General features: G+C 43.9%; 25 protein-coding genes. 11 read left to right on the top strand and 14 right to left on the bottom strand.

What is annotated here, in order from left to right; genetic code table 11:
* Positions 1-429 precede the first annotated feature (429 nt).
* The 4 genes from D1Z90_RS18780 (at position 430) to D1Z90_RS22010 (ending at position 5,374) form a co-directional block, all read left to right on the top strand.
* Complete coding sequence (locus D1Z90_RS18780; protein ID WP_119912337.1) at positions 430-1,500, top strand: replication initiation protein; 1,071 nt, start codon at positions 430-432, stop codon at positions 1,498-1,500.
* 1,303 nt (positions 1,501-2,803) lie between these two features.
* On the top strand, positions 2,804-4,003 hold the full coding sequence (locus D1Z90_RS18775; RefSeq protein ID WP_119912336.1) for a ParA family protein: 1,200 nt from the start codon (positions 2,804-2,806) through the stop codon (positions 4,001-4,003).
* A complete protein-coding gene (locus D1Z90_RS18770; RefSeq protein ID WP_119912335.1) occupies positions 4,003-5,082 on the top strand; it encodes a ParB family protein in 1,080 nt (359 codons plus the stop codon). The genes D1Z90_RS18775 and D1Z90_RS18770 overlap by 1 nt, the downstream gene beginning before the upstream one ends.
* 169 nt (positions 5,083-5,251) lie before the next feature.
* On the top strand, positions 5,252-5,374 hold the full coding sequence (locus tag D1Z90_RS22010; RefSeq protein WP_269777115.1) for a hypothetical protein: 123 nt from the start codon (positions 5,252-5,254) through the stop codon (positions 5,372-5,374).
* Between the two features lie 38 nt (positions 5,375-5,412).
* On the opposite strand, the gene D1Z90_RS18765 is transcribed toward D1Z90_RS22010, so the two are convergent.
* The 7 genes from D1Z90_RS18765 to D1Z90_RS18735 all read right to left on the bottom strand — a co-directional run bounded on the left by D1Z90_RS18765 (position 5,413) and on the right by D1Z90_RS18735 (position 12,352).
* Positions 5,413-6,657 carry a DUF7146 domain-containing protein gene (locus tag D1Z90_RS18765; protein WP_119912334.1) on the bottom strand — a complete coding sequence of 415 codons (1,245 nt, stop codon included), beginning with the start codon at positions 6,655-6,657 and terminating at the stop codon, positions 5,413-5,415.
* Positions 6,658-6,781: 124 nt separating this feature from the next.
* Positions 6,782-8,311 (bottom strand): VWA domain-containing protein, encoded by a 1,530-nt coding sequence (locus D1Z90_RS18760; RefSeq protein ID WP_119912333.1) that lies wholly within the window; start codon positions 8,309-8,311, stop codon positions 6,782-6,784.
* Positions 8,312-8,465: 154 nt separating this feature from the next.
* Positions 8,466-9,449 carry a DUF3150 domain-containing protein gene (locus tag D1Z90_RS18755; protein WP_119912332.1) on the bottom strand — a complete coding sequence of 328 codons (984 nt, stop codon included), beginning with the start codon at positions 9,447-9,449 and terminating at the stop codon, positions 8,466-8,468.
* A 170-nt stretch (positions 9,450-9,619) separates the two neighbouring features.
* Positions 9,620-10,558, bottom strand: coding sequence for an AAA family ATPase (locus D1Z90_RS18750; protein ID WP_119912331.1), 939 nt, complete (start codon positions 10,556-10,558; stop codon positions 9,620-9,622).
* Positions 10,559-10,589: 31 nt separating this feature from the next.
* Positions 10,590-11,591: a lambda-exonuclease family protein gene (locus tag D1Z90_RS18745; protein ID WP_119912330.1), complete on the bottom strand. Its 1,002-nt coding sequence runs from the start codon at positions 11,589-11,591 to the stop codon at positions 10,590-10,592.
* Positions 11,588-11,917 carry a hypothetical protein gene (locus D1Z90_RS18740; protein WP_119912329.1) on the bottom strand — a complete coding sequence of 110 codons (330 nt, stop codon included), beginning with the start codon at positions 11,915-11,917 and terminating at the stop codon, positions 11,588-11,590. Before D1Z90_RS18740 ends, D1Z90_RS18745 begins: the two co-directional genes overlap by 4 nt.
* A gap of 66 nt (positions 11,918-11,983) precedes the next feature.
* The gene (locus D1Z90_RS18735; RefSeq protein ID WP_119912328.1) at positions 11,984-12,352 is read right to left on the bottom strand and encodes a hypothetical protein; all 369 of its coding nucleotides are present in this window, start codon (positions 12,350-12,352) and stop codon (positions 11,984-11,986) included.
* Positions 12,353-12,636: 284 nt separating this feature from the next.
* Here D1Z90_RS18735 and D1Z90_RS18730 point away from each other — a divergent pair, with 284 nt between their 5' ends.
* Complete coding sequence (locus D1Z90_RS18730) at positions 12,637-13,287, top strand: type IV pilus assembly protein FimV (protein ID WP_119912327.1); 651 nt, start codon at positions 12,637-12,639, stop codon at positions 13,285-13,287.
* Positions 13,288-13,341: 54 nt separating this feature from the next.
* Here D1Z90_RS18730 and D1Z90_RS18725 read toward each other — a convergent pair whose 3' ends face one another.
* The gene (locus D1Z90_RS18725; protein ID WP_119912326.1) at positions 13,342-14,331 is read right to left on the bottom strand and encodes a hypothetical protein; all 990 of its coding nucleotides are present in this window, start codon (positions 14,329-14,331) and stop codon (positions 13,342-13,344) included.
* 270 nt (positions 14,332-14,601) lie between these two features.
* On the opposite strand from D1Z90_RS18725, the gene D1Z90_RS18720 reads away from it, so the two are divergent.
* Positions 14,602-15,324 carry a hypothetical protein gene (locus tag D1Z90_RS18720; protein WP_119912325.1) on the top strand — a complete coding sequence of 241 codons (723 nt, stop codon included), beginning with the start codon at positions 14,602-14,604 and terminating at the stop codon, positions 15,322-15,324.
* Positions 15,325-15,493: 169 nt separating this feature from the next.
* Here the strand turns inward: D1Z90_RS18720 and bet are convergent, their stop codons facing one another.
* The 5 genes from bet to D1Z90_RS18695 form a co-directional block, all read right to left on the bottom strand.
* Positions 15,494-16,357: a phage recombination protein Bet gene (gene bet / locus D1Z90_RS18715; RefSeq protein WP_119912324.1), complete on the bottom strand. Its 864-nt coding sequence runs from the start codon at positions 16,355-16,357 to the stop codon at positions 15,494-15,496.
* Between the two features lie 6 nt (positions 16,358-16,363).
* Entirely contained in the window at positions 16,364-16,798 is a 435-nt protein-coding gene (locus D1Z90_RS18710; protein ID WP_158587189.1) for a single-stranded DNA-binding protein, read from the bottom strand.
* Between the two features lie 243 nt (positions 16,799-17,041).
* Complete coding sequence (locus D1Z90_RS18705) at positions 17,042-17,257, bottom strand: hypothetical protein (protein ID WP_119912322.1); 216 nt, start codon at positions 17,255-17,257, stop codon at positions 17,042-17,044.
* A 47-nt stretch (positions 17,258-17,304) separates the two neighbouring features.
* A complete protein-coding gene (locus D1Z90_RS18700) occupies positions 17,305-17,745 on the bottom strand; it encodes a Mov34/MPN/PAD-1 family protein (protein ID WP_119912321.1) in 441 nt (146 codons plus the stop codon).
* Between the two features lie 61 nt (positions 17,746-17,806).
* The gene (locus D1Z90_RS18695) at positions 17,807-18,037 is read right to left on the bottom strand and encodes a 2Fe-2S iron-sulfur cluster-binding protein (protein WP_119912320.1); all 231 of its coding nucleotides are present in this window, start codon (positions 18,035-18,037) and stop codon (positions 17,807-17,809) included.
* Between the two features lie 501 nt (positions 18,038-18,538).
* Here D1Z90_RS18695 and D1Z90_RS18690 point away from each other — a divergent pair.
* The 5 genes from D1Z90_RS18690 to D1Z90_RS18670 all read left to right on the top strand — a co-directional run bounded on the left by D1Z90_RS18690 (position 18,539) and on the right by D1Z90_RS18670 (position 21,937).
* Positions 18,539-18,760: a hypothetical protein gene (locus D1Z90_RS18690; protein WP_119912319.1), complete on the top strand. Its 222-nt coding sequence runs from the start codon at positions 18,539-18,541 to the stop codon at positions 18,758-18,760.
* Positions 18,757-18,999: a hypothetical protein gene (locus D1Z90_RS18685; RefSeq protein ID WP_119912318.1), complete on the top strand. Its 243-nt coding sequence runs from the start codon at positions 18,757-18,759 to the stop codon at positions 18,997-18,999. The genes D1Z90_RS18690 and D1Z90_RS18685 overlap by 4 nt, the downstream gene beginning before the upstream one ends.
* A gap of 9 nt (positions 19,000-19,008) precedes the next feature.
* A complete protein-coding gene (locus D1Z90_RS18680; protein WP_119912317.1) occupies positions 19,009-19,506 on the top strand; it encodes a CRISPR-associated protein Cas4 in 498 nt (165 codons plus the stop codon).
* Positions 19,503-19,721 carry a hypothetical protein gene (locus D1Z90_RS18675; protein ID WP_119912316.1) on the top strand — a complete coding sequence of 73 codons (219 nt, stop codon included), beginning with the start codon at positions 19,503-19,505 and terminating at the stop codon, positions 19,719-19,721. The genes D1Z90_RS18680 and D1Z90_RS18675 overlap by 4 nt, the downstream gene beginning before the upstream one ends.
* A gap of 452 nt (positions 19,722-20,173) precedes the next feature.
* Positions 20,174-21,937 carry an ATP-dependent nuclease gene (locus D1Z90_RS18670; protein WP_119912315.1) on the top strand — a complete coding sequence of 588 codons (1,764 nt, stop codon included), beginning with the start codon at positions 20,174-20,176 and terminating at the stop codon, positions 21,935-21,937.
* Here D1Z90_RS18670 and D1Z90_RS18665 read toward each other — a convergent pair.
* Positions 21,919-22,265: ISAs1 family transposase (locus D1Z90_RS18665; protein WP_119911210.1), on the bottom strand; the 347-nt coding region annotated here is incomplete at its 5' end. The two genes, D1Z90_RS18670 and D1Z90_RS18665, sit on opposite strands and share 19 nt — an antisense overlap.

Here is a 22,265-nt window from a genome sequence, read left to right as displayed (position 1 = left end):
GAGACCACTCAGTTTGAAAAGCCGAGAAGATACAGTAACGATGCGTGCTTACTGAAAGATAAGAAGGTCATTGGAGTATTCACTAATCGAAATATACTTTTATATAAGTATGACTTTTATACTCAACAAAGATAAGAATATAAATTTCAATGAGTTAGTTTGTGATCTTATTCCAATTAATCTCACAGTCTAAATTAGGGTGAAAATAGATATTTAACCCTTACAACAGCAAAGTGTAAGTACTTACTTCCAGTCCCCCCCCTTTTTTTTAAAATAAAAAAAGTGAGTTATCACTTACATCACTGTCCATTGGCTAAAAGCTGATCCACCTCTCTCTTTTCATTCAAATAACAACATTTCGGTGTTTTTCTGTGACAACACCGAAATATTGTTATTTAATATAGATGTAAAAAAGAAAATAGGTGCACTATGTCTGCTGATAAACAACTGCCTGCCCCGCAACAAGCGGTCAATCTCCCTCGTCACATTAAAAAAGGTCATCAACTCGTCTTTAGCCGCCAAGACTTATCTGCTCGAGAAGCGGACGTTTTCGCGTTAATGATGGCGTTCATGTCACCTGATGATTGGAACCAGGCAGAGACACCTAAATATACTTTCAAAGCCAGTGAATTATCAGAATGGCTCAACATCAGCAGCAAGTATGTGGCCGGTACGCTCTCCCCTGTCGCAGAGCGCTTATCAACGCGCACCGTGGGTATCAAGAATTTAAAGGGTGATGAAGGTGAGTTTGATTACATCCCCTACTTCAAACGGATCCAGTATAAAGACAGAATGCTGACCATCACGCCCAACGATGAGTTGAAGTCAGAATACATTGAATACAATCAAGGTTTCGCCCTGATCAACGCCAAAAACTTTTTTGGCCTCAAACGCGAATACTCTAAACGCTTGTATGAAATTTTGAGTCGATTTAAAACAGGCGGCACACACATGCCTGAAAAATCCATTCATGAGCTCAAAGGTCTGTTTGGTCTACTGGATGAGAACGGTAACCTGAAACCGAATCGTAAATCTTTTGCAAATAACGGCGTGTTTATGAAGCGCTGTATCCGAGAGAGCATTGAAGAGATTTCGACAAACCCCGAAACCAAAAAAGAACTGATTTTCTTTCAATCACCAGATGGTGAAAACCAAGGCATCGATCTCATAAAGCGTGGCAAGAGCATTGTCGGCATTGAGTTTCTTTACAGCTGGGTAGACAAAGGCACCGTTCAAGAGCTTAACGAAATAGAAGCGTACAAAACCATTCGCAAACTCGAAGGTAAGCGCGCCAACAATACCAAACTCACGTTGGATGAACTTAAGCTACTTCTTATGGCCTACAACGCTGTGAAACAAACTGCGAGAGCAAAACGAGTAGAAGAGGCCATCAGTAAGCGAGCTGAAGAAGAAATGCAGCGAAGCACTGCTGAAGACCTAGAGTCATTATTAAGCAAGATCGATGAGTTAGAACAGACCATGGACGATCCGGACTATTAGCCCTGCTTTAAAGATCATATTTTCGGTCTAATTTTCTTAAAACACCGAAAATATGATCATGAACGTCAAATATCACCCAAAATCCTCATATGAGATCAAAATTTCGGTGTTTCGTTTAAGGAACACCGATTTGTTGTCTTCTCCACATAAGAACGTCAAATCACCCTCATGGCATTGGTCAAAAAGCAAACAAACATGGTCCCACTGCGGACTCATGTGATTAATAAACGCACTTTAGGTATCAAGATATCAGTGTAAGGCGAAGAGAATACCGGATTTAAGTCATGTAATGCAGGGAAGAAAACGCACATGAGGACCGAGAAGGCGGATTTCAAATATCTTAAAACGGTGTTTTGCTCAAAAACACCGTAAATACGATCGTATAAAGAAAACGAAAAACGAAAATCCAATGAGGAGAACGGTTTTGCATGATCAAAAAATCGGTATTCGATATCAAAAACACCGAAATAGTGATCATTATAAAAGAATAACCTCTATTAAGATCAGAATATCGGTGTAAAAACATTTCATTTACCGATAATCGGATCAATAGAGCCAGTAAGTGACAAAATATCGGTGTCTGTAGATCAGAAAATCGGTATATTTGGATAAATACACCGTTTTTTGGATCAGATGGAATAAAAAACTGTTAAATTTCAATGCTCAATGGTAATTGATCATATTTTCGGTATATTTTAGCTCGTACACCGAAATTTTGATCATATAGAGCAGCCTGGTTATTAGCCGGTTTTCAGCTAAAATTTGCAAGTACTGAATTTTCTGCTAGTTATGCTAATAAAAGAAGCATTTACGGTGGTGAAAGCCATATTCTGATTAAAAAACGGGCAAGAAGAAGCATAATGTGGCCCGTAAAAATGATCATTCATACCGCGGAAGAGATCAAAAAAACCGTTAGCGAGATCCCCAACACCGTTTTTCAGATCAGATTCCCTCATTGAGAGATCACAAACACCGATATGCAGATCCAGATCCCCGATAGTAAGATCTAAAAGTCACTTATTTACATTTAAAATCAGTAACTTAAAAACTCTATAGTACATAGTACATAATTAAATAGAAAACATACTTAAATAGAACTTATAGCACTTGTGGATAAGTGGATAACTGATTGAAGGTGTTTGGACCAAATAAAATGGATTGAGTGTACTCATCACTCACCTAACCATTGTACATCATTTACTCAATTTGTCGTCCTAAACAAATTAATACATTTCCAACAAAATTTGTTGCAACCATCTTAAAATGTGGGATACACTCATTATTAATTCTACTGGAGGTAATAATGAGCAAGGCAAACACCACCGCCATATTTCAAGAGCTGAAAGAAAATGCAGATCGTTATCGACATAGACGTAACTCTCGATTACTGCTGAACAGCCAAAAAGAACGCCGTAACTTCACACGAGCAGAAGGCATTGCATACTTAGATCTAGATGGTAAAACCCTGGATAAATATGTGGCCATGGCTGAGATAGACCCAAGACGTCACGAAGACTCACAGTGGTCTGTCGACATCAGTGAAATATATAAGGTACGTGACTTACTTCCTCCAAACCTTCGACGTACACCAAAATTTGTGAGAGGTGATAAACGCGAATTGCAAGTGTTTGTCATCCAAAACCAAAAAGGCGGTGTGGGTAAAACCATTTCTGCAGTCACCGCTGCTTCTGGACTTGCCACCGAGTTTCATGAAGAGTTCCGTGTGGGATTAATTGATCTTGATGGTCAACGAACCGCCTCAATGTACTACGCACCTGAAGCAGAGCTTGACGATCATTTATCGGTTGGCGATCTCATGATGAAAAACTACGATCTTGATGAAGGTGAAACTCACCAAGACGTGGTATCGAGTGCCTTCTTGCCAACAACTATCCCTAACTTACGCATTTTGCCTGCTTCACAAACTGATCGTTCTATAGAAGGTTGGTTCCATGAGAAGATTTTTAACGGTGAGATCGAAAATCCCTACGAATTACTAAAATCGATCATCGATTCGGTTGAGCAAGAGTTCGATATCATCATTATCGATACCCCACCCTCTTTGGGTTTCATGACCTATAACGCGTACTTTGCAGCCAGCAGTGTGATTTTCCCATTATCACTCACTGAAAACGACATGGACGCCACTTGTTCTTACTTTAGCTACATTCCCCACGTGTGGACCTTGCTTAAAAATGCTGGCCACCCGGGTTACGACGTCATGAAAATCCTGCTCACAAATCACAAAGAGAGCGCTGCAACTACGGAGCTTCAAAACAAAGTCGAAGAGCATTTTGGCCGCTTTATCTTCTCGAAAGAGTTTAAGAACAGCGAAGCCATCAAACAATGCTCAGCTTATCTGTCCTCAGTCTTTGATATGTCCAAGTCTGAATACCCTAAAACCAAAAGTACTTTTTTAGCAGCGCATCAAAATGCTTATGAAGTGACCAGCCAAATTATGAGAGAAATTAATAATTTGTGGCGTGAACAAGAGAATAAATAATGGCTAAAAGAAGAGATAAAAACCGTTCACCTGTAGAAACCATGCCTGGTGGTATGGAAGCGGTTAAACACGCGTCTAAAGATGAGCTTGACAGTTTAGCCAAGCGCATTGGACAAAAAGCTGAGCAGCTTAATATCAGCGCCCAAGAGTATTTGGCAGACAAGTTTGCTATCAGCACAACCGAGTCTCATGAGTGGACGTTAAAGTCACACAAGAAAGTGGTGCTCACCAAAGCCCATATCCCTTTTGAGCGCTTAGCAGACGACACTTACGTCAATGAACAGTTGAACGGTCGTGATCAATCAGGGCTGACGCCAGAGTCGTTAAAAGAGATCCGCAGAACGATCAAAATGCAGCAGTTCTTTCCTGCTATTGGCTACATCGATGAAGCAGGCAAGATCAATACCCTGGATGGCTCTCGTCGCCGCAAAGCGTGTCTTTTAGAGCAAGTGGGTTTGGATTATCTGATTGCAGATGAAGCCATCAGTCATGAAGACGCCAAACAGTTAGCCCGCGATATTCAAACCGCCAAAGAGCATAATTTAAGAGAGCTGGGCATTGAGCTGCTGTTACTCAAAGAGTCGGGACTTGAACAAAAGGAAATCGCCAAGCAAAAGGGCTTATCCGCTGCCAAAGTGACGCGAGCGTTACAAGCTGCCTCTGTGCCCAGTGCCATGATCGCAGTGTTTCCTGATTACTCTTTGCTATCGCACCCAGAGTACCGCTTATTGCTTAACATCAGTAAAGACTTAGAAAGTAAATCGCTGCCATTATCCGGGTTGGTTGAAGAGGTTTTCAACGAGCGAGAAAAGTTGGATTTGTCGCTTTCTAATGAAGAGATCAAAGAAGCATTGCTGAAACTGTTCACCGATTTTAGCAAAAGCATGCTGAGCAAGCCGAAATTGAAAAAAGCCGTAGTGACAGAGCTTGCCCAATTTAACAAAGCTAATCAGTTCGCTCGCAAGAAAGTCAAAGATGATACTTTTTCTTATGAGTTTCGTAGGATGAATAAAGAAGTGCAATTAGCACTGGATGAAGCGATAGCGGAAGTATTAGCGCAACACCAGGAACAATTTTAACAAAATTGATTTCACGTTTAAGTTATTGTTTTAAAATGTTTTTTATCTGAAATTTCACTCAATTTCAGGCTGAAATTACAGAAAAAATCGTGGTAGGTTAAAGGGAGCCTCTCGTCGCCAAACAAACAGGCCCCCTTTACATGGCAAACACTAAGTAAGGGTTCACATAATGTCAGCAACACAAATTCTAACGATTGCCGCAGCAATTGCAAATAATCAACAAGTTAAGCTACCTGCAATGTCTAAAAAAGACTTTGATAAGCTCTTGATGACCATTAAAGCTGCGAAGTAAATCGTGAAAGAAAAAGAGCCCGATGATGGGCTCTTTTTTTATCTTCCTGACATCATTTTCAGCGCCGTTAAGCTGATTGCTTTTGCGGCATGCTCAAAAAAATCGATGACTTGATGAGACTCTGGCTTCTTATTGGAAGCCGTTTGCTTTTTCCTCTTCATTGGTGTGTCTAGTTTGGTTGTTACGCCGCTTGGTTTATCCCTTTTGTTGGATGCTTGATCAAGTAAGACTTGATTCCAATCATCCCCTTCCCTGTCTGGCATCGCAATCTCTACCTCAATGCCTTTTTCAAGGAGCTTTTCTTGCAAGGCTTGGGCGGCAATGTGCCCTGCCCTATTGCCCTTGTCATCGGCAAAATCATGGTCTGCAGCAATGATGACTTTTCTCACCCAAGGCGGTGGTAGAAAGTGAGACAACATCGCGGTATTGATGCATTCCCACAATATGCCCCCGTGCATTTTGATCCATGATAAGCCGTTTTCTCTTCCTTCTGACACCACTAGGGTATCCGTGTGTGTAGCGTCCATTAACCTGACGGCCCCACCCGATTGGTTTCTCTCGGGAATGGCTGACAATTGCTTTTTAGGGTGCGATACCTTGGCCTTTTCACCTTCCGAAGTCAGGTAAGTCACGTGTAAGTTTTTTACCTTATCATCCGGCTGCGTGATTAACGCCACCACTGCTGGGTGGTATGACACGCCTTTTTCGTCATCAAAATAGGCAAGCCGAGGGTGAAACTTGCAGTGACCAATACTGGCAAGCATGTCCCCTACCCCTCTTTTTTGAAAGTAGCGCTGCGCAGGTTGCGCATTGGCATCGGTTAACGCTATGGCTTGTTGCCAAATGCGTTGGTATTTCTCAATTAAGCGTTGAGATTCTTGCTTATCAGCTTGACGCTGTTGGTGCGCTCGTTGTTGCCGCTGCTGCGATAACTTTGTTGCGTTATGGGGCGTAAAACTGCGATCCCATGCCCATTGAGACACGGCATTTAATGCCGTTGGAAAATCCCAATGATTGGCAAACATGAGGGTGGCAAATCCATCAGGAAAGACGCAGCAGGTATTACACACTGAGCCTCCTGTGACATCTGCATCTTTTAACAGCTTAAACGCTTCCCCGCTTTTGCCTCCGTGCTGCGGGCAGTAGACGCCTTTTTGTGTTCGCTTTCCGGCAATAAAACCGGCCGCTGCTTTCGCTAACTGCTCAGAGCCGATATCGCAGAACACGTCTATCCACTTACCTTCAAGGTTCGTTTTTAGTTTTTTCAGATCTTGATTATTCATCGTAATCTCCGTTGAGTTTGATGTTTAACGCCATTACATCTCGGACGTAGGTTGCTCAAGAGCAATCTGTATTGACGGGCAATGCAGATGGTTCTCGAAAAGCAGCCCTAACGGGCTGCGTGGATTAAAGAAGGAGTTGTTGTGACAGGGTCATCAGTGCTTGAGGGAGCTCCGTGACTTTGTTGACATTGACGGTAGGTACGTCAAATTGTTTGCAGGCGTAAACGGCTGCAGGACCGATAGCGATAAAGTACACCTCAATTCCGACGTCAGATAACTCGTCGATGAGCACTTGGGCTTCGTTTGGCTGCGTTGTCGCGCCATCGGTGAGCAGCAATAAGCACTTGCGTTGTTCACTGCGCTGAAGCAAGTTGAGCGCAGCACTGAGCAGAAAAGGCGAAAAATACGTGCCATTTCTCCGGTTAGGTTTGGCCAGTTTGTTGACGAAACTCTGGATCGTTTCATCAAATGCTTTAGCCAAGAACACCCGATGGTAGAAGTAATACACTGCCACTTCGGTGCCCTTCACGGCTTCCAACGCGGCTACCATCAATAGCGCCGCTTCATTCGCGGTGTCCATCACCTTTGGCTCCGGCACAAACATTGAGTAACTCAGATCAATGCCCAGTGCTATCGCCGTATTGGGTATGGCAGTGGATACCTTGTTTCTAAAGACATGGGTATTGCCATTTTGGGACAAGGCGGCAAAGCGTTTAGCTGACACCTTTTTGCCTGACTGCTTAAAGCTTTTTCTGGCTCTAGCCTGCGCCTCAAACAAGTTCATGATGATGGGGACTAATCCCCCATTGTCATTGATTGCTTGTTGGTACGCCTGTGTTTTCCAAGGGGCAAGCTCGCTGTCGTGCTCATCGTCTGCCACTTTTGAAGCCAATGCAGCTAAGTCACCGGACTCCTTTGTGGTCTCGTCTGGGCGAGTAATCAGCGGTGCGATGGCCTGCCCTTTATCCGTCTCCATTTCATTCATTGCGCCGTTTTCCAGCGCCTCAGAAAGTGGATTACCTTGCTCATCAGACTGGTTTGTTTGGTCCTCTTCATCATCGTTAAATAACGCAACGATTGCCAATGCAATGTCCAAGTTATCTTGGGAGCTTCTGGATAACGTTATCATGTTTAACTGACGCTCAATGTCTGTGACCTTTTCTTGGCCTATTTCCTCCACCAAGCTGGTTTTGGATGTGCGATAAATGGTTTCGCACGACTCATAGCGCGTAATAATGACAGCGCCATAGTAGGCGCAAAACGCCGCCACTTTGGCATGTAAACCCGTCAGTTCCTCAACGGGTAGCCATTGTTTTTTGGCAATGAGTATTTCATTGAGCTTGGCTAACCTGGATTTACCGCCAGGGTAAATAAACCGAATGGTTTGGTACTCAATCCATATGTCTTCAATCACATTCCACAAGTAGCGAATGGATGAGGGCATGGATAAAGTAAAGTCGGTATAGCGCAGGTGGGCGGCTTCATGATGGATGTACCCCCACGTTTGTTCGATGCCTTCATCGTTAAGCAAAGGCAAGGTCACGCGACTGCCATTCGTCGATGCCGTGGGCGCGGTACGAGAAATAACCACGTCGAGGTTATTTTCTTTACCAAAGCTCACCAGTGCTATCTCAAAAGAGTTGAGTATGTTCATGGTGTTTCCTCAAGGTTGCAGGGGGTGATGGGTCGCCGTGAGGCTCACCATCACCAAAGTGGGTTAAATGTTTGTAGTGCTGGTAAGAACAGGCCGATAAGCGTGCTCTCGCTGTGAGTAGGAAGTGCGCCAGTACGTGGGTACTGGCTTATCTTTAAAAGGCCGCAGAGAAGTGCGGTGAAGTGGTTGGCGCTGCTGATGCAGCTTCGGTGCTAACGAGGACTACATTGTCGCTGTGAGCGTCAGGGAGTGTTTCCGCTGGCTGACTTTCGGCCATGCTGTCTGCGGGTTGATTGAGCGCTGCCCCACTCGCTTCGCTTTGGCATCGTGATGCATAGTTGCTGAGCTGCTCTGGATCAGAGAGAAAGCTCAGTAAGAGCTCAAGCTCGAACCATTGCTGCTCACTCAGCTCCGTGCTCTTTTCACCGTCTCTCATGTCTACCTTGCGCAGCACGTCAGCAATGCGCTGAGCGGCAGGTGTGAGTGATGAATGAAGGTAGCTTAAGCCTTCCATTTTCTTCTGGATGGCCACCAAGCCTTTGAAGGTACCGCGGGTGACTTTATTGGGGTTCTTGCGCTGCTGATTAAATACCGTTGCTTTAGCCTTACTGGCCAACCAAGCGATATTGTCTAGCAGTGAGCGCGCAATTTGCCCGGTCTCGTCCTGAAGGTGTGACCAACTAAACTGCATGATGGCTTCGAGTTCATCAGGGCGCTTGGCGATATTTTGGATTGCTTCAGCTAGGCGCGGACTTCCCGCGGCCATCGCTTCTTCAATGGACTCATCAATCAAGCGCTCGACTCGGCTGATGAACGTTTGCTTTTCTACCAGAAAATCCCGCGTTGCTTGTTCAAACTTGGCTTTCGTTTCTTCCAGTGCTGAGTCAGGTATGAGCCAACCACCGGCATGACGTACGCCAACGTTATCCAAAAAGTAAGCGAGGTTTTTTCGTTTTGAGAGAAACCATCTTAGATCGCAAGGCTTCACAGCCACAATCCGACCGAGGTTCACCAAGTCTTTTGGTACTTCATCTTCGTGCAAGCCGATGTCTGAGGGTTTTAAACTGCCGCCACCAGACCATAGGTGCATGTTGAAGAACACAGGGGTCATCCCTGCGATTTTTATTTCGTTACTCATAGTGAGTTCCTTAGAGGTTATTCCTTGCGGAATTGCCCGGTATGGGCATTTGGGCGTGACATCACGCGCAAACCCTCTAGGTGAAAGCGACGCTGTGCATCACCTTGACGTAGAAGGATTGGGTATGCCTAGAAAGCGAAACCAGCACCAAAGGTGCCGGTTATCGTGAATTAAAAACCGGATCGGGCTTTCGCCACTTCCAATACGGCCAATTTTTCATGGGGTGTTAAACTGGCAGTGAACGATTGTTCGAGGGATAACCAAAAGCCTTGGCCATCGGGTACATCCTTGAACATTTCAATCATTCTTGCCCAGCGTATCAGTGTGCGTGTCGAAATCACCGAACTGAGTTTGGGGGCATCGCTTGAAGACGGATCAGTGCGTTTAGGGTTAAACAAATCCCTGACGTCGTTGGCGATGTCGATGATTATTTCGCGCACCGCATCGGGCAAGCTGGGCACTGCCTCCTTGATGACTTGGTCTTCTAAGTCTGGTGGGAGGTATTTAGTTTCCAGCATTCGGCATCGATCTATAAACGACTTATTGAGGATGCCTGTGCCTTGATACAGTCCGCGGCTATCACCGCTGCCATTGGTGTTGGCCGTGCACACAAAACGAAATTGTGGGTGTGGCCAAATGGTTTCGCCTGTCTCATGCAAGGTGATGGGTTTATTCCCCCCGACAAGCTCATTCAGTGAGGTGAGTTCACTCGGTGAGAGCAAGTCCACTTCGTTAATGAGCACGGTGTAACCCATTTTATAGGCCAGAGATAACACACCTAGCTCTTGCCTTAAGCTACCGTCAATAAAACGGTTAATGATGAGCATGTCTCTGATTTCGGTGTCCGATGCACAGCAAAATGACACTAGGGGCCGGTGGGTCTTCGCGCAATAATATTCGATGCCCGAGGTTTTACCTGTTCCAAAGTCGCCATAGATGTAGAGGTAATCATCAAAAGGCATTTCCATGAATGCCCTTATCACCATCAACTCTTCTTTGCTGTAAAAGTGCGGTACCGCTTGAGGGATCATAGGGTTCATGTCGTCTTCAAAGACAAAACATGGCACCTCATGACCGCCCATGTCGATCTTTTTAATTTCACCGTTCATGGTTGTTCCTTAAAGGTTGCGAGTATGCGAGTTAAAAGGACGCGCTAAAGGGCTGCGCGTGGGGTTCGTTGAAGGACGTAATAATGACTTGGTCAGTCGCGTTGGAGGGTTTAACAGAGACTATGGTCGAGCTGTCCTTACGGAACTTCTCTGCCATGAGCTCTGCATCGTTTTGCGCAAGGCCAGCTTTTGCAGCCAGCTCAAAGTACGCTTTTTTATAGTCAATGCTGCCGCTGCGCTCAGTTGAGGTCATCTCGACTCCGCTGCCGCCGCTTTTGTTAGCATGACTGTTGGCGTGGTACTGCTTTAAAACCTTTTCAGCTTTGCTCCGTTTTTTCTTTGCTTGACTGATGGTGTGATGGGCTGCGAGCCAATCTTTGGCTGACTCAATAAACGCCGGTTCGTAGATTGCGTGGAATTTGCTTTTTGGTGGGGTGTCATTGACGACACACTGCCAAAACTCTTCAACCGCGCGAAACACGCTATCGAACTGCGCTTGTTGCTTGAGCACTTCAAATACCAATAATGGTTTACCTCGCAGATAAAAGGCCAGATAGCCGGTATCTGCGTTAGCGAGCATCATTTGGTAAATGAGTTGCCAACGATACATTAAGTAAGTGGGCGATTGCTCTTGGAAAAAATCGACTTCAGCATAGATGCGCTCTGAAGGACATTTCAACTCGCATGGGGTCATTATCCCATCGGTTGGCAGTCCATCATAAGAGACCCTGATAAAGTCATGCTGCTCGCTTTGCGCGCAAGGCGCAGTTAAGTCAGTTTTTCTTCCCTTATGCTTGAGTAACCACTGGATCATGGCGGCTCTGGCTTCAGGCTCTTGCTGTTTACCCCTTTTTACATGGGGGTTGTGGCTCAAGTCCTTCGCTTTTTTTCTGCCGACTTTTTCCATCCAGAGGTTTAACACATCTTCATAGTTGGAGGCGTTCATGATGACGGGAACATCGCTGCCCCCTACTCCGCCTTTGCGCCAGTTCAACCAAGTATCGCCGTCTTGAGTAAAGTTCATCAGTTTCATAATGACCCCGACTCAATGTTCACAAGCTCGCCGTTTTCATAGTGGTGAAGCTCTTTATCTTGGTTGTTGTAAATGTGGATGATGGCAGGCTTTTTGTACCTATCCACTTTGTCGTTTTTATACCAAAGCTCGGTATACAGCTCGTCATCATAACCGCGGTAGTGCTGCACAATCAGGGTATAAATGTCTTTTGATACCTTGATGGTGGCTTTTATGATGTAGAAAAACTCCGCCGTGTCCGGGGAGCCTACGATGTACTTTTGCTGGATATTCACATCTGGGTGAGTCAAGAAGTCACGTTGACTCTTGAAGTAACAGATACTCATATAGTGCTCCTTAAAGGAGGAACACCGCAGGGGCATTCACCCCTAAGAGTTGGTAAAGTAGGACGATTAAGAACAGTGTTTCAGTTGGTTCAATACGGGTTTCAACCTGTGGGACAGGATATGAAGCCCGTGGTAGAAGTAGGCGGCAATCGCCTTGTCTTGGTGGATATCATTGAAGTCACAATGTAACTTCACCCGGTATGATGCGGGGTATTTATCTCGATGTAGCAGACCGTTGAGACGCCACTCGATAGTTTTTCGGACGGTTTCGTTATCACATACAATATGTCGATACACACTGTATATGCGAAAACCCGCCTGGATTATTTTCACCTTCCTTTCTTGATAGAAAAAGTCGTTACAGACTTGCTCATTAAGCAGCGTGATGCTTTTTGTATCGGAAAAGAACTCATCACTGGTTAGCCAGAGACACATAAGCCCTCCTAAGTAAACATAGAGAGCATACCGATAGGGTAACTCCCTGTCGGTTAGTTGTTGATTGAAGTGGTAATGATGTGAGGTTGAGTCAAAGCGAGCGCTTGTTTGCGGTGAGACTCTACGCAAACGGATTACTGGGTAATCACTTCAATTTTATATCACAGGCTTGATAAAGCAAATTCTGGCTGCCTTGTGATCATGCTGAGCGCGGCCAGAGCGTATTTTGTTAATCGCGGTAAAAGCAACTAGGGTTTAATAGGGCAAAAAAATAGGCAACAGGTATGGCAACTGCAACGCTCGTAGATGAGCCTAAATCGACATCGACGGTATTCATTGGCCTTGTGACGCTAAAGACGCAAAGTCCGGGCAATGAACTCAATATACACTCTGATATCACGGATACGCTTCTACGTGATGTGAGTCAGCACTATTCCGCGTTTTTGCGAGACGCGATCGCTCAGCAAGACAGCACGTTTCGTGATATCGAAATTGTCTTTGACCTCGTGGGGCTTGAAAATGGCAGCATCGAGAGCTCATGGGGAATAAGAGCGATTGTTGATGCTCTCACTTGGGAAAATGCAGGAAAGTTATCCATTGCACTAACACTCATTACAGGGACGCTGACACTGCAGCAATACATCAGCCCGCCTTCGGAGAATACCGACGACGAAAAACCGATGGTGTGCCACACAACTGTCTCTGAAGTGATTTTGGCCGAAACGCTTCATACCGTTAAGAAAGGGGAAAACTTACATATGATTGCTGCCCTATATACTTGTGAGCCAACCTTAAGCCATGAGGCTGCCATGGACGCGATTTATCATATCAACCAATCCTTATTCGGTGGGGACAGAGATAGTATTAATGCGGGGGTTGTACTGGTGATACCAAGCACTGCTGCATTAGCTCGAATAGCGGAGAGCCTAACCTAGTATTATTTATAGCTATTAAGTTAGGCTACGATTGTTACCAAGGCCGTTGTGAGTTTACTCTTTCCAGCTTTGGTCTTTTAACGCCATTGCAAGGGATGCTGGGTTGTCCCAGTCATTCGAATATTCTTTCAGATTGAAAAGCCTTGCATTCATAATTCCGCCGCTAGACTCTTTAATAAAATTGGTTGAGTAAGAGTTACCGCAGAAGAACCTGTGCCCAGTATGAATATCATACCCACATTCATTTTTGGCTTCAGATATCATATTAAGGATTTTTTCATCATACTTATCTGTTGGCTCTCCACTGACAAAAACAGTCTTAACCTTACCGTCAGTCACTTCAACATCGATAATATGGTCGATTTCCCAAATAGCCTGTACGCGTTTATCCTTGTAAATACCAAGGTAACGATGGTTTGAGTAACCTCGATCGGATGGTTGAAAGTACATCTCGTATTTCAGGTTTAGCAAAACACTGGTTCCACATGGCACTACACGCATTGTATGGCGTGCCTGATCGAACAACCCACTGTCGTTACAGTATTCTTGGTAGTCACGTATTAAGTCATTGATTTTATATTCATGAGATTGGAACAGCTCTGAACATATATTGCAGATGTCTTCATATGTTATGTGCTGGAAGACCACGGAAGGGTGGTCTTGCTTAATTTCTTCCTTTATTTGGTTTGATTGTTCTTGAGTTAGAGCTGTTTTGGTAAGGAGCAATAGAATTTGGATTTCTTCGTTCTTAAAGCCTTTTGCGTGCCGCAGTAACTGCTCTGTGCATACTGGAGAATCTACCTTTGCTTCAAGCAAAACTTTAAAGCTTCTCTGCATAATGGTTGCATCAGGAACGGAGTGGCCTTCTCTTTGCTGTTGAACAATATCCAGGCCAATATCAATAGATTGCCCAGTTAGGTCGGTCAGTAGTTGTGACGCTTTTGTAGGGGAGTTTTGGTATATAAGTGAAATTAACTGCAATGTGTTATTTGTCACTGTATTCTCGATAGAACTGTAACGTTGAAAGTAATGAATTTTTCCCACTTATTGCTCCTTTACTGACTATTCTTGTGGCCCTCACTTAGTTATAACAGTTGTCGCTGAACAGGAGTTGAACCTCTGTTCACATTCCTTATAAATCTCAACTTATAAGAAATCAACCAGTGTGATTAATCTCAATGAGAACAACTTTCGGGCCAGTTGGACAGCTTCTACTGCTGAGCCTTAAAGCTTTATTTTCATTTTGGAAAAACTGCGTTTGAACTAGAGTTAACCAAGAGGTATTTCATTTCAGTTAAATATGGAGATAGGAAAATGTCAGATAATAAAAGATACTCTTTTACACTTGATGAGAGCCAAGTGACTAAACAGAGAGACTTGATCAATTCTGTCGTCGGCGTTGTTGGCGTTATCTGTGTTTTCATTATAGGTACGTACACTGTTCATTTTGGCATTGGTTTTTTTGAAACATCCGGCCAGTGGGGGGCGTTTGGCGACTTCTTTGGTGGCGTTCTGAATCCGTTGATAGGTTTTGGTAGCATAATTCTGCTTTCCTTTGCTGTTGCGCAAAACCAAAATGTCATACAGATTACAACTCACCAGCTAGAAATAACAAAAAGGGAACTTGCTGAGTCAACTAAAGCTTTACAAGGTCAGGAAGCACTACTTAAACAACAGCAATTTGAATCTACGTTCTTCAGGTTGCTGTCAAAGGTAGAAAGCTGCCTCGAAGTTCGACTCTCCGGAATTAGCTTACGAATGGAGGCTGAGACTCTTTACAAAAACGCCTCTAATGTTCGTAATTCTGAAATTATAGGTAATATCAATGGGCAAGAAGGGGTAAGGTACATGCAAGCTGTTGGGGCATTAGGCGAATACTTCAAACACAATTGCCCAAGTGGCAGAGTTAATATTTACAAGAAAATTGCACTGTCCACAATTGGATATGAAGTTATTAATACTTTTAACCAATATTATGACAAAGAAGGTTTTTCTTCTGAGAAAAATTTTCTGATATCTCTCACTTCTAATGCGTAGCACTTGTTTGTGTGGGTAATGCCAGCATGATGATAGGGCCCTCGGGTAATTTCTCATAAGTGACTCGAAAGCCAAGGCTGCACCAAGGCAGCCTGATCGCGAAATGTCGTGAAGATGGAGGTGTTGCAGCAAGCCCAGCTGAAAGCCCTGGAATGAACCAGGGCATTTTTCAGTGTATAGCACGACGTTTTGCATCCTCTAACATTTCCATCGCGCTATTTATTTCATTAGGCTCTAACTTCGTTTGCAGATAGGTTTCAGCCTCATCCCACTTCTGTGAACTTTCCGCTCTTGAAATAACATTTTTTATCAAGAGTGAACTGGCGTCACTGATGCGGGCGAGAGATTCATCTAGCTCAACTACATTAAGTGGCTTCTCTACAACATCTCGGCTTGATTTTGCTTCTTTGTTTTCGAGCTTAGGTGTCGCTTTTGATGATTCGCTCACACATGGCTGCGAAACATCTTGGCTTTGCTGGGAAATCAGAATCTGATCTTTTTCATCTTCGTCGTAAATCCCACTAAAACCAAATGCGATACGGGCACCTTGCACAAATGCTTTGTGCCTGAGCCTTCTTTTGGTGTGTGTTTGCCATGACGACACCATCAAGTTGCCATCGGGGTAACGTGTTTCGTTATACACCTCGTCCAAGTACTCTCGTATGACAATAGGGCGACTGCGATCACTTCTGTAAATCAAGCAATCCACATAGTCTGGACACGCCTTAGCGTTGTCGTATTGCACCCAGTTATCAGAGAACCTGAACTCTAAGCCATCGTATTTTGGATGCTCGTTCACGATACGAGACCAACCGTCGACGCCCACCACGGGAATGACATTGCTTTTTTTATCAGTAAAGCAATGGATTTCCTTGGTGAAGGGGTTGAGATTGTATTGATCGCAGATCACCAAAAACGTGACCAGTTGCTCGTCAGTCATCGGCGTTTTAAAAACCGAGTTGATGAGCGTTTCTTTGAGCTTATCGGGATCGACATTAAACTTCGATGCCACCGATTGCATGAGTTTATCCATGTTTTTCTAGCCTCTAAAATTAGGTGGTTGCTGGTTTGCACTGCCATATTGCGCAGATGCAGAGTGGGGGAGGGGGCTTGCAGTGCCGTGATTAGGCTCCGCTGGTTGATTACCGGCGTTTGTGTTGCCGCCATTTGATTGGGCATGCGCCGCGTTGAGGTTAGTTAAGCGTGTAGCCACTACCTCAGTGGTCGACCTTGGGTTACCTTGTTGGTCGTGCCATTTCGTGGTCTTCAAAAATCCCTCTAGCAGGACGCGAGTCCCTTTTTGGAATTTCTTCGCATAGCTGGCCGCTTGTTTGAAACACACGATGTTGTGCCACTGCGTGTCATTAAAATCATGTGTGGCAAGGCTAAAGCTTGTTACTTCGCCTTGGGTGCTTTGGGCCGTTCTGACCGTTGGGATGTCACCAACAAACCCTTCGAGTATTACTTTGTTCATGGTGTGACCTTTTACAGTGTTCCCTTGCGGGATGCTCGGGATGAGCAATGAGAGTTTGCGGGTGCAAACCATCACTAAAGCAGGCAATGTTTTGGTGATGGCTCGGCGACAATGGAGGAGAAAAGTTATGTATATCATTGATGATATACAGACTTGTTAGCCGCTAATTAACGCGGTGGTTATGAAGTAAAAGACCGGTTGGTTTAAGCGTGCGCTTGGCCGCCGAAATGGCGGCAAGCGGTGTTATGTAAAGTCAAACTCATCGGTGCCAAGCACGTGAATAGATTCATCAAAAAAGAAATAGGTGTCGCCTTGCTCGCGCTGACAATACTCGCTCAAGTGCTGTATCGCTTGCTTGCGAGGTACCCTTAGTTCTTTCATACAAGTGGCCAAGGTTATGAGCCCGCCAACTTTTGATGCTTCAATCTTTAACTCATTAAATTCGGTGTCGAGTTTCATGGCATGCCTCTCTTATTGGAAACGCTCAACGTGAATGAGCATGCTGTTTATAAAAGATGGTGCTCTTTAAACGAGAAAAAGCGCACATCACCTTCTTTGTCATTGAGTATTACGTAGTCGGACAGGAAAAAGCCGAATTGATTTATGAGGCAGAGCTTCGCCAATAAATCCTTGTCTTTTTGGGTAGGGTAGGGACGGCCAATGGAAACCACCGTTACTTTTTCCGCGCCACAGAATACAGCCGAGGAGACCAGTCCTCGCAAACTGGTAATGACCGTACCCTTGAGTAACCTGTCGGCTGAGTCGAGTGATAGGGCCCAGAGGTCGCCTTCTTTTTTCACTTTTAAGGTCAGATAACTGGCAACCAGAAAAGGCGTGTTTAAGACGATACGAGTTGGGTGTATGCGTTGATTGAGTAAATGTTGGCCCTGTAAGACGACTTCGATTTCTGTCGCTGGCTGGCCAGTGTTTTGATCTATTAAAACCATGTTCATCTCCATAGTCAGGAGATTGCCGTGGGCACTCTCCCCACGGTAGGTTGTTGTTAGGTTAAATTTCTAACGTTATTGCTGAAGTTGTTTTAGCGATGCAAGGGAGTATTTCATCCTTGCGAAGGTATGCCAGAGGCGGCTGTTCATAAAACACAAATCCTGCGGTTATTTTGCAGCGACACGCGCCGCATACCCCATGTTTGCATTCGTAATGGACATTCACGCCGACTTTCTCTATCAATTGAGACAGTACGGGGCAATCATTGCTCGCTGGTAACGTCACTTTCATTGGTTACTCCTTACTTTGTTTCTCAGTTTGAAGTTTCCCCCTAGGGGGCGCTCGGAATGAGCTAAGAAGGTTTGCAGCAGCAAACAATCACTAAAGCGCCTTGGGCTTTAGTGATTGCTCGGGGACGGGGCATTGTGTATAGCATGCGTGTTATACAGACTTAATGGTTTGAAAGGGGATTACCGCCACCGTTGGTGTCACGCGCTGGCGCTGTTGGACTTAATTAAAAATGACTTCTTCGAGAACGGTGTCCATAGACGAAAGGTTCTTACGAAGCACGCCTTGGGCCAGTATGAGGCTCATTCAAAGAAGGTAAGGGTTATGTCTGGCACTTGTGCAATCCACATGTGCTTTTGAAAGGTATCGCAATAAAAGATTGGCTCTAATTGCCGCTAAAGCCTGCGGCTTATGTAAGTGTAGAACATTTACGCGCCTTAATTGTGAAACTTATCAAAAGTGATTATGCTTTGTATATCATTGATGCTATACACAGGCGGTCGCATGAATAGACTTATGAAAGTTCAGCTCCTTGATAAGCGCTATGTTGTCGTGAGTGATTTTTATAGCGCTGATGGCAATAATTTTGATGCGATTGCACAGACCATTCATAGCCTTGATATCCCAGTCGCCGTCTACCTCCCAAAGACAGGCCTTTATTGGCGACCCCTTGGAAAAAGTAATGAGCCCTATTTTTATAACGATGTATTGGAGGGCTTTCGATGAGTAAGAAACAGCAATATGTCAGAGCCAGTGACATTGGCCGGGCGGCATTTTGCCCTCATGCTATGTCACTTTCTAAAGTCGGCGCTAAGGCCAGCGATGATGCAAAGGCGAGAATGCAACGCGGCGAGGAGAAGCACCAAGAGATGGGCCAGAAGATAGATGCCGACCGGGGCCGAGAAAAAGTCGTTATCGTAATCCTACTATGTATAGCATTGATGTTATACATAATGTTTGGCTAGGGAACCGTTATGTTTGAAGTGTTCCTTACCGCAGCTGTGATTATATTTATTGTCCTCATTATTCGTGGGAGCGGGGAGCAAAATCCTTTTGACATTAAGGGTAAAGAAATTTGGCGCGACGAAGGAAAGCACACGAAAGCCTTTGTTAATCATCACTATCAGATAGTTGGTAAACCCGATCATATTTTTGAGTCCCACTCCGGCGAAATTATTGCCGTTGAATTCAAATCCCGAAAGGGCAGGGTGTATGAGTCTGATATCGTTCAAACACTGGCAAGTTGCTTGGCGCTTCGAAGCGAAATGGACGTACAGCGGGCGTTGGTTTGCACGCAAACAACGAAAGTAGAGCTAAACTTAGGGAGTGACCAAGATCTCTGGGAGCGGATTCAGGGATACGCTTTTCAAGTCAAAACGGCTACTCAAGGGCAGGTCATTCAGGAGTACCGCCCAAGTATAGCCAAATGCCAATCTTGTTCCGTAAGAGCACATTGCTGGAGGAAGTCATGAAGCGAGCACAATTCATCACTTTTTTTAAAGAGAGTGCTATCTGGTTGGGAAAAGCTGCGTGGTACCTACTTTCGATGGTTGCGTTGGTGGCTGTTAATATGATGAGGGAAGGAGAGAAAAAAGAGCCGTACGACCCTTGGAAAGAAATTGCTAAAGTTCAAATGAATCATGATCTAGCCAAACATGATTCAAAGCCTGTTTATAAAGACGATTAGATTAGCTAAGTAGAAACCTGACTCTGAAATGCCCCAAGATCGTTTAGCGCAAATGCTCCATTGTTATCATTTAGTGGGATTTTGTCTTATAAAACCTAATCCGCAAGGCTATGTGGTGGGGTGACGGTTTTAGTTACCAAGCTATGCCTTGCTCCGCAATTTTCTGTAATGTCTTCGGTTGTGCTGGACGGGCTGGTGTATTCCATTAACTCTGTTTTATGGATTTTCCCTCGATGTCAAAGCTGTATTGAATTTTTTATTTAAAACAAGATATTACCAACAGAAAGTCTCTTAGTGTTCTGCTAATTTCAATCCATTAAAACCTAATTTAGTGAATAGCCTTTCGGTGTTAAGGAAGTGCTGGAATCATGAAAGGTTTACGAAACAAATACTTGACTGAGATGAAACAGGCCCTAATAACAATCTTGAGGCAATAGCATTAGCGTTGAAGAATGATGAGAATAAAAAGTATAAAAGTTGAAAACTTTCGGTTACTTCAAAACAGTATGTTAGATATGACGGATGGCCTGACGTTGATAGTGGGAAAAAACAATACAGGTAAAACATCTTTTGTAGTTTTACTCGAAAAATTCCTATCCAAGCCAAATCCGTCATTTAGTTTCAGTGATTTTCCCGTCTCTGTAAGAAGTAAGCTCTATGATATATCTGAGGAAACAGATATAGATGAGTTGAGCATAAGGTTATGTATATCTGTAGAGTATGCAGATGAAGACAATCTAAAGAATATTTCCGACTTTATGCTGGATTTAGATCCAGATAAATCAACCATCAACATCATGTTTGAAGCTCGTATAGACCGAGATACTTTACTTAGTCGAATACCAACAAAGAAAGATGGTACTGATGAGGTAAAATATCTTAAAGAAAAAAGGAGTTTTATAGAGAGAAATGCCAGTAATTTTATAAAAACTTCAATATATGCTTACGATGATTCGGGATATGAGGGAGACAGGCCCTATTGCCTTCAGAACCGAGAGGAATTAGAAGAAAAAGAGTTTAAAGATGTTTGTAATCTTATCAATTTCCAAGTAATACACGCTAGAAGAAATGTTGCCAGTTCAGATGAAACTGGTAAAAGTCCGCTGTCTACCGTAACAACACAGTTTTTCAAGAAATTAAACGACACGGATGATGAGCGTCTGGAACAAGTTAGAACCGCATTAATTGATATAGATAAAGGTTTAGAAACGCAGTATTCAGATGTTTTTAGTGGTTTTTTATCAAGTGCAGCAAATTTTCTCAATTTGGACGGTTTGAAAGTAATTTCAGACATTGAAGCGAGTTCACTAATAGGTTCTTCTTCTAAGGTTATTTATGGAACAACGGAGGAGCATCTTCCCGAAAACCTCAATGGTCTTGGGTATTTAAATATTCTGTACCTCTTGCTTAAGATTGAGATGATGAAGCAAGAGTTCAAATCGTCCTCATCAGACATTAATTTTTTATTTATCGAGGAGCCTGAAGCGCACACTCATCCCCAAATGCAGTCAATTTTCTCAAAAAAGATTCGAGAAGTAGTAAGTGAGATACAGGGACTACAGGCCGTAATTACCACCCATTCATCTTATATAGTTGCTAATTCTGACTTTGAAGATATTCGATACCTTTTAAAGCATGAAAACTTAAATGTTGAATTTAGAAACTTTCATACTGAGCTTGCACGAAAATATAAAAAAGAAAAAGGAGGTGAGGGTGCAAAGTTATACAACTTTTTAGAGCAGTATCTTAAAATTCAAAATGCAGAATTATTCTTCGCAGACAAAGCAATTTTCATCGAGGGTACTACAGAGAGGATTCTTCTACCTTGGTTTATCAAAAAGTATGATGAAAAATGTGATGATGAAAGTCAGCCAATATCTTCGCAAAATATTTCAATAATAGAGGCCGGGGCAAATGCTAAAGCCTTCGCGCCGTTTTTAGAGTTTATCGGTATAAAATCACTAATCCTGACAGATCTAGATTCAACAAAGCAAGATGTAAAAACAGATATAAATGGCAAAAATAGGACTTCGTATGTGGCATGCCCGGTTTCCGATTCGTCTCATACCAGTAATGAAACGTTGAAGCATTTCTTTTCTGCCCCCGATTTAAAAGATGCAGGTTTTCCTGAATGGTTCAACCAACTAAAACGCGAAGAATTAACTGAGGCTGCGGGCCAGGGCAACCGCATGAATGCTCATATTTCAATCAGCTGACTCAATCCCGCATGTAACACGCCTTCGAGGAAGCTTGTTTTCATCCATGCTCGCTTTTGTTTGGCGGGGATACTTCCCTTTGAGGGCTCCGCTCTTAGCATATTAAGTGATAATTGGCGCAACATCGCCCAGTTCTCTGCAGCGTGATTTTGATAAATTTGGCACTTGTCTTCGTTCATGCTGACATCTAATACCCAGTGCAGACTATTCTCTATCCCCCAGTGAGCCCGAACGGCGCGAGCCAGTGACATCTCATCAAGAGCTGCGGAGCTGATGTAATAGCGATATGTCAGCTCGATTTCTTTCCCTTTCGCCTGCCTGAAGTTCA

Source organism: Motilimonas pumila (assembly GCF_003596335.1).
Classification (GTDB): Bacteria; Pseudomonadota; Gammaproteobacteria; order Enterobacterales; family CBDFNC01; genus Motilimonas; species Motilimonas pumila.
The sequence above is the reverse complement of the archived record's forward strand: the minus strand, read 5'-3'. Positions and strand labels throughout refer to the sequence as shown.

Bases quoted from the DNA above. Each gene is read 5' to 3' on its own strand.
- bet (WP_119912324.1), bottom strand. From the start codon at position 16,357: ATGGATAAACTCATGCAATCGGTGGCATCGAAGTTTAATGTCGATCCC.
- D1Z90_RS18735 (WP_119912328.1), bottom strand. From the start codon at position 12,352: ATGTGTCTCTGGCTAACCAGTGATGAGTTCTTTTCCGATACAAAAAGC.
- D1Z90_RS18775 (WP_119912336.1), top strand. From the start codon at position 2,804: ATGAGCAAGGCAAACACCACCGCCATATTTCAAGAGCTGAAAGAAAAT.
- D1Z90_RS18730 (WP_119912327.1), top strand. From the start codon at position 12,637: ATGGCAACTGCAACGCTCGTAGATGAGCCTAAATCGACATCGACGGTA.
- D1Z90_RS18780 (WP_119912337.1), top strand. From the start codon at position 430: ATGTCTGCTGATAAACAACTGCCTGCCCCGCAACAAGCGGTCAATCTC.
- D1Z90_RS18685 (WP_119912318.1), top strand. From the start codon at position 18,757: ATGAGTAAGAAACAGCAATATGTCAGAGCCAGTGACATTGGCCGGGCG.
- D1Z90_RS18740 (WP_119912329.1), bottom strand. From the start codon at position 11,917: ATGAGTATCTGTTACTTCAAGAGTCAACGTGACTTCTTGACTCACCCA.
- D1Z90_RS18760 (WP_119912333.1), bottom strand. From the start codon at position 8,311: ATGAACATACTCAACTCTTTTGAGATAGCACTGGTGAGCTTTGGTAAA.
- D1Z90_RS18705 (WP_119912322.1), bottom strand. From the start codon at position 17,257: ATGAAACTCGACACCGAATTTAATGAGTTAAAGATTGAAGCATCAAAA.
- D1Z90_RS18675 (WP_119912316.1), top strand. From the start codon at position 19,503: ATGAAGCGAGCACAATTCATCACTTTTTTTAAAGAGAGTGCTATCTGG.
- D1Z90_RS18745 (WP_119912330.1), bottom strand. From the start codon at position 11,591: ATGAAACTGATGAACTTTACTCAAGACGGCGATACTTGGTTGAACTGG.
- D1Z90_RS18690 (WP_119912319.1), top strand. From the start codon at position 18,539: ATGAATAGACTTATGAAAGTTCAGCTCCTTGATAAGCGCTATGTTGTC.
- D1Z90_RS18755 (WP_119912332.1), bottom strand. From the start codon at position 9,449: ATGAGTAACGAAATAAAAATCGCAGGGATGACCCCTGTGTTCTTCAAC.
- D1Z90_RS18670 (WP_119912315.1), top strand. From the start codon at position 20,174: ATGATGAGAATAAAAAGTATAAAAGTTGAAAACTTTCGGTTACTTCAA.
- D1Z90_RS18700 (WP_119912321.1), bottom strand. From the start codon at position 17,745: ATGGTTTTAATAGATCAAAACACTGGCCAGCCAGCGACAGAAATCGAA.
- D1Z90_RS18680 (WP_119912317.1), top strand. From the start codon at position 19,009: ATGTTTGAAGTGTTCCTTACCGCAGCTGTGATTATATTTATTGTCCTC.
- D1Z90_RS18720 (WP_119912325.1), top strand. From the start codon at position 14,602: ATGTCAGATAATAAAAGATACTCTTTTACACTTGATGAGAGCCAAGTG.
- D1Z90_RS18695 (WP_119912320.1), bottom strand. From the start codon at position 18,037: ATGAAAGTGACGTTACCAGCGAGCAATGATTGCCCCGTACTGTCTCAA.
- D1Z90_RS18750 (WP_119912331.1), bottom strand. From the start codon at position 10,558: ATGAACGGTGAAATTAAAAAGATCGACATGGGCGGTCATGAGGTGCCA.
- D1Z90_RS22010 (WP_269777115.1), top strand. From the start codon at position 5,252: ATGTCAGCAACACAAATTCTAACGATTGCCGCAGCAATTGCAAATAAT.
- D1Z90_RS18765 (WP_119912334.1), bottom strand. From the start codon at position 6,657: ATGAATAATCAAGATCTGAAAAAACTAAAAACGAACCTTGAAGGTAAG.
- D1Z90_RS18770 (WP_119912335.1), top strand. From the start codon at position 4,003: ATGGCTAAAAGAAGAGATAAAAACCGTTCACCTGTAGAAACCATGCCT.
- D1Z90_RS18710 (WP_158587189.1), bottom strand. From the start codon at position 16,798: ATGAACAAAGTAATACTCGAAGGGTTTGTTGGTGACATCCCAACGGTC.